Below are 5537 nucleotides of genomic sequence, written 5' to 3'. Positions count from 1 at the left end.
GTCGTAACGTGGCCCCGGGCGGCGCTGCGCGCGGCCAACTGGCGGCTGGGGATCAGCGCCGGGGTCGCTTGATCCCAGGCTGCTGCGTCATGACACAAACGTTGTAACAGGCCTGTATAGGCGTCGAACATTCCATCCAGGACGCCTTCGGCGAACAGCCCTTCACGGGCATCGAGGTTAACCAGAATGCCGCCGTCCAGCTCGGTGACTTGGGCGTCGAGCCACACTTGCGGACCCTGGGAAATGATCCAGGCCGGTTGGCCGAAACTCTCCTGCACGCCCTCGGCGAACAACTCCCCCAGGCCCAGCGCACTGGTGTACACCACGGGCGCCAGGACTTGCTCACCACGCAGGCGCGACAGCTCACGCAACACCTCCAGCCCGGTAAATTCAATGTGGGTCGCATCGCTGTGGAAGCGTCGTTGCAGCCCTGTGGCACGGGCGGCGAAGGTGCCGGTCACACGGCCATCCCAGGCCAGCAGGATCGAGGAGGTAAAGTCACCGACCAGGCGCTCGACATCCTCATGCAACGGCGTGCGGTTGAACAGCGGCAGGTTGAGTAACAGCTCGGGCGTCTCGCACCAGGCGCCGAGGGCTTCGCAAAACACCGCCGCCAGGGCCATGGCCGGGGTGAGGGCGTGCTCGCGGGCGTGGCGTTCAAATGCCTGGCGCTGGGACGGCGCCAGCCAATGATGACGGCGACGCACTTGGCGCTCATCGCCTTGGGGCTTGATGGGCAGGCGCGGGGCGCCGGGCAGGGTGTCCAGGCGCTGCAGCCAATAGTCGCGGGCGTGTTGGTGACGTGCTCGGTGCTCGGGGCTGGCCTGTTCCTGACGCAGGTCGGCCAGGTAGCGCGGGAAGCTGTAGGCCAGCGCGGGCAGGGGCTGTTGGCGGTACAACTGCACCAGGTCGCCCAGCAGGGTGCGCAGGCTCAAGGCGTCGGCGGCGAGCATGTCCAGGTTCAGGTGCAGGCGGGTGCCGTGGGGCAAAAGCGAGAGCTGAATATCCAGCACCTGGCCGTTTTCCACCGCCAATTGGCGATGTGACAGCGCGGCGCGCAAGGCTTGCAGTTGCTGTTGCAGTTGTGTGGCATCGACCTGGCGCAGGTCATGCACCTTCAGCCCCGGCCATGGGCTACGGGGCAGGATCTGTTGGCGACCCTCCTCCAGAAACTGCGCACGCAACATGGGGTGGCGTGCCAGCAAGGCCTGTACGGCGGCTTCCAGGCGGAGCGGGTCTACGTCCTGGCCGTCGAATTCGTTATAGAAGTGCGCCGCCACACCGCCTAGCTGTTGCCCAGGCGCACGGCCGATCCAGTACGCGTGCTGCATGGGCGCCAGTTCAAAGGGTAGGCCGTCGTGCGCATGGCTATGGGTGGGCGCGGGCGTCACCGGCTCGGTGTCCAGCAGCGTCAGCCAGGCGCACAGGCGTGGGTCGGCCACCAGTTCGGCGAACCGTGCGGCCAGGCCCTGGCGGCGCCATTGGCCGGCGAGGCGGATCAGGGTCACCGAATCGAGCCCCCATTCAATCAGGTTGGCCTCCAGGGGGATCTGCTCGGCAGGCTGGCCCAGGGCTTCGGACAGGGAACGGCGCAACAGTGTTGCGGTTGAGGTGCTGGGAGTGGCCATGGCTCAACGTCTTCTCATCGCTAGGGCCCGGGCCGGCGTTGGCCCAGGCGCTGAAGGCAGGTAACTGCGTGGAAGAAGATGCTAGTCATTCTCATTGTGTGGACTACCCGCATCGAATCGTTTTTGCCCCGTATCCGTTTGCCTGGCGCGGGGGACAGCGGCGCCGGGGCGGGCCATGGCGGCGTTCAGTGCGCGGGATACGGTTGGAAAATGACTTGAATCGGGTAGCGCCGCGCCGCCGCCCTTGACTACCGTCGCTCGCCGCCCTTTTGCAGGGCTTGACCCTTGATGGAGGTGTGGATGTCAGTCGATTCAGGTTTACAAGTGCGCGGTCTGCGCAAGCGCTACAACAATGGCGTCCAAGCGTTGCGCGGCGTGGACCTGAATGTGGGCCCTGGCATGTACGGTTTACTCGGCCCCAATGGCGCGGGCAAAAGCAGCCTGATGCGCACCCTGGCAACCTTGCAGCAACCGGACGCCGGCAGCATCGAACTGGATGGGCTGGATGTGCTCGCCGAGCCCGGGCAGTTGCGCCGCCGCTTGGGTTACCTGCCGCAGCAGTTGGGTGCGTACCCGGGGGTGAGTGCCCGGGATTTGCTTGAGCGGTTCGCCTGGCTCAAGGGGCGCACCGACAGCCGCCAGCGCCGAGAGGAAGTCGAAGGCCTGCTGGCCAAGGTCAACCTTCAGGACGCTGCGCACCGCGCCCTCGCCACTTACTCGGGGGGCATGTTGCGCCGCTTCGGCATTGCCATGGCCCTGATCGGCTCGCCGCGCCTGTTGATTGTCGATGAGCCCACCGCCGGCCTCGACCCGGCCGAGCGCAACCGCTTTCACCGGGTGCTGGCGGATGTGGCGGCCGAGTCGATCGTGCTGTTGTCGACCCATATCGTCGAAGACGTCGAGAACCTGTGCAGCCGCCTGGCGGTGCTGGCCGGGGGGCGGATTATCATCGAAGGCCGTCCGGCAGATTTGCTGCGCGCCGAACAGGGCCGCTTGTGGGAGGCTTCATTCGCCCGTGGTGAGCCGCTGCCGCCTGCCTTGCATGTGGCCGCAAGCCCCGTTGGCAGCCGGGTAATCGTGCACGGCGAGCGCCCGGCTGATCCGCGCTTCACGCCCCACACCCCGCGCCTGGAAGATATCTATTACCTGGCGCTGGCCCAGGCCGGCGAGGCGGGCGAGGCATGAATACCTTTGCTCTGTTGATGCGTGAAGCCTGGGTGGAAGTGCGCGCCGGGCTGCGCAGCGGCATACCGTTGCTGGTGTTTTTGGGCCTCACCGGCTATTTGCTGATGTCCCTGACCAATGCCGACTACGTGCAGAAAATGGGCGCCAGCGACATTGCACGCAATGCCCCGAGCCTGATCTACCTGATGTCGTGCGGGTGCATGTTCTTTCTGTTCTTCGCCTGGGCCTGGGTTTTTGCACAACCGGCGCTGCGCGACCGCAAGGCGCAGTTGGAAGAGGTGCTGCTGGCCTTGCCGCTGTCGTTGCCGGCATTGTTGTGGGGGCGGTTCATTGGTGCAGCGCTGGTGGGCGGCTTGCTCGCCAGTTCGCTGATCGTCGGGTTTTTGGTCAGCCCGGTGCTGGGTTGGCTCGGTTGGGTACCGGCGGCGAGTATCGGTGCGCCGATGTGGTCGGCGCTGGGATTTGCCTGGGTCGCCTTGTTATTGCCGGTGAGTACCGGGATCGGTGCGCTGTATTACCTGCTGGCCTTGCGCAGCCGTGGCTTGGCCGCGCCATTCGGGTTGGCGACGGTGTTGATGCTGTTGTGGATGTTTGCCGTGGTGGTGCTCAAGGGCGGGCATATCAACCCACTGTTGGCGGCCAGCCTGGACCCATCGTTGTTTACCTTTGCCCAGGCCCAGGTGGAAACCTGGAGTGCCGCGCAGAAATCCCAATCGCTGTTGGCGCTGACCTCGGGTTTCTGGCTTAACCGCCTGCTGTGGTGCGCAGTGCCCCTGCTGTTACTGGCCGTGGTGTTGGCCCGTACCACACGTCAGGGTTTGATGGGCAAGCGCAGCGGGGCGGTGTTGGCAGAGCCGCCGATGCGGTTGGCGAACGCCATGACGTTGCCTGGCCCGCTGGTTGGCAGCCAGTGGCCACGGGCCTTGTGGTGCGAGGCGCGTTGGCAGGCGCGCCAAGTGTTTGCCCGGCGTATCGGCTGGGTGGCCCTGGGCTTGCTGCTGGTGATGGGTGTACTCAGTGGTTTTGTCCACGGAGTGTGGCATGCGCGTGGGCCGATGGTGCCTCGGGCAGATCTGACCCTGCCCCTGCTGTCGAGCGCGTTGTTTCTGGTGATCGCGTTTATCGTCGCAGCCTTGGTTGGGCTGGTGTGCCGGCGCGATGATGTCGAAGGTATTGGCGCCATGTTGCAGGCCACTGCAGCGCCGGCGTGGTTGCGCCTGCTGGGGCGAGTGGCCTGCGTGCTGCTGGCGACGCTGGCCCTGGCGTTGGTGCCGGGCCTGGCGAGCTTGCTGGTCAGCGCGATTGCCGCGCCCGACAGCCTGGCGCCGGGCTTTGTGCTGGTCTATCAAGCGCTGGTGTTCGCGCCGCCGCTGATGGAGTTGGCGATGCTCACGGTGCTGGTGCATGCGCTGATTCGTCGCTCGGGGCTGGCGTATGCCACCTCGATGCTGCTGACGTTTTTCCTGGTGCTCAACCATGAATTGGGGCTGGTCAGTTACCCGCCCTATGCCATGGCGATCCCCGCGCATGTGAGTGTGTCGCTGCTGACCGGCTGGGCGCCTTGGGTGGCGTTTCTCGCCGCATTGGACGGTTGGAAACTGGCCGGTTGCCTGGTGCTGCTCGCGGTGGCGGCACTGGCGTTGCCCCGTGGGCCAGAGCGGCGCCGCTTGAGTGATGTGCGCGACGGTTTGCTCGGTTTGCCGGGGGCGTTGCTGGCCCTCGGCGCTGTGGGCATGCTTGGCAGCGGCGTGCTGTTGCAGCGGCATCTGGTGGAGTTGGGCGGTTACCAGTCTGTCGCTGCGCAACGTGCCGAACGCGCTGACTGGGAACAGCGCTGGCTGCCCGGCGCGAGCGCCTGGCAGGTGGCCGGTGGGCAGTTGCAACTGCGGGTTGATTCGGCGGCGCGACAGGTAGCGGGCCAATGGACGTTGCAGGGGGTGGTCGCCCCTCATCTGGACGCCGAGCTTCCGCCGGGCCTGCAGGTGACAGGCGCCAGCGTGCTGGGCCGGCCGGTGAGGTTCGAACAGGCCAGCGAGCATCTGCGCGTACTTCTGGACGGCTGCGCGGCGAGCGGTTGCCAGGTGGCATTGAACTGGACGGTGCGCGCCGACGGCTGGCCTGCCGAAGGTGAGGCGTTCTGGCTCGGGCCTCAGGGGGTGTGGCTGCAAGCGCGCCGCGTGGTGCCGCGCCTGGGCCTGGACAGCGAGCGCCTACTGCGTGCGCCGGCCCAGCGCAGTGAAGCCGGGTTGCCAATGTTGGTGCCACAACTGCCGACGGGCGCGGCGGTAGCCGTGGAGGCTGTTGCCCCAGCCGGCGATTGGCAATGGCAGGTCGAGGTCGATGGCCGCACCTTTAGCGGTCGCAGCCTTGGCTCACTGGACTTTGCCTATGTCACGCCGACTCAGGCAGACCCCAGCCGTGCGCACACCCGCGCTGAAATACAGCAAGACCTGAACTTAATGAGCGCCTGCGTAGCACGACGCCTGGGCAGCCTGCCCCGTGTCGAGCACCTGAGCCTGTGGCCTGCTGGCATGGGCACCAGCCGTTTGAGCCACGGCCATCTGTTGCTCAGCCAGTCACCGAATTGGGACGTGGCGCCGGTCGGCGTCGGGCGCTGGACGCGTCGCGCCCACATTGCCGAGCTGCTTGCCCGCCAATGGCTGATCGAGGCCAGCGACCTGCGCCAGATCCCCGGTTACCTCGGGTTGAGCCAGGGGGTGGCGG

The 5537-nt window shown here is 66.4% G+C and carries 3 protein-coding genes; 2 read left to right on the top strand and 1 reads right to left on the bottom strand.

Going from position 1 to position 5537, the window contains the following annotated elements:
* On the bottom strand, nt 1–1628 hold a 1628-nt coding region (locus tag GIV35_RS26955; protein WP_236491453.1), incomplete at its 3' end, for a condensation domain-containing protein.
* Nucleotides 1629–1928: 300 nt separating this feature from the next.
* Between GIV35_RS26955 and GIV35_RS26950 the strand changes: the two genes are divergently transcribed.
* Together GIV35_RS26950 and GIV35_RS26945 are read left to right on the top strand one after the other, a co-directional pair.
* Entirely contained in the window at nt 1929–2813 is an 885-nt protein-coding gene (locus GIV35_RS26950; protein WP_200648649.1) for an ABC transporter ATP-binding protein, read from the top strand.
* Nucleotides 2810–5537: hypothetical protein (locus tag GIV35_RS26945; protein ID WP_236491452.1), on the top strand; the 2728-nt coding region annotated here is incomplete at its 3' end. The genes GIV35_RS26950 and GIV35_RS26945, both read left to right, overlap by 4 nt.

Origin of the sequence: Pseudomonas sp. PA-1-6B (assembly GCF_021609545.1) — a bacterium.
Taxonomy (GTDB): domain Bacteria; phylum Pseudomonadota; class Gammaproteobacteria; order Pseudomonadales; family Pseudomonadaceae; genus Aquipseudomonas; species Aquipseudomonas fluorescens_BV.
This window is presented reverse-complemented; position numbering and strand designations above follow the sequence as displayed.

Coding starts and splice junctions, on each gene's coding strand:
- GIV35_RS26950 (WP_200648649.1), top strand. CDS start 1,929: ATGTCAGTCGATTCAGGTTTACAAGTGCGCGGTCTGCGCAAGCGCTAC.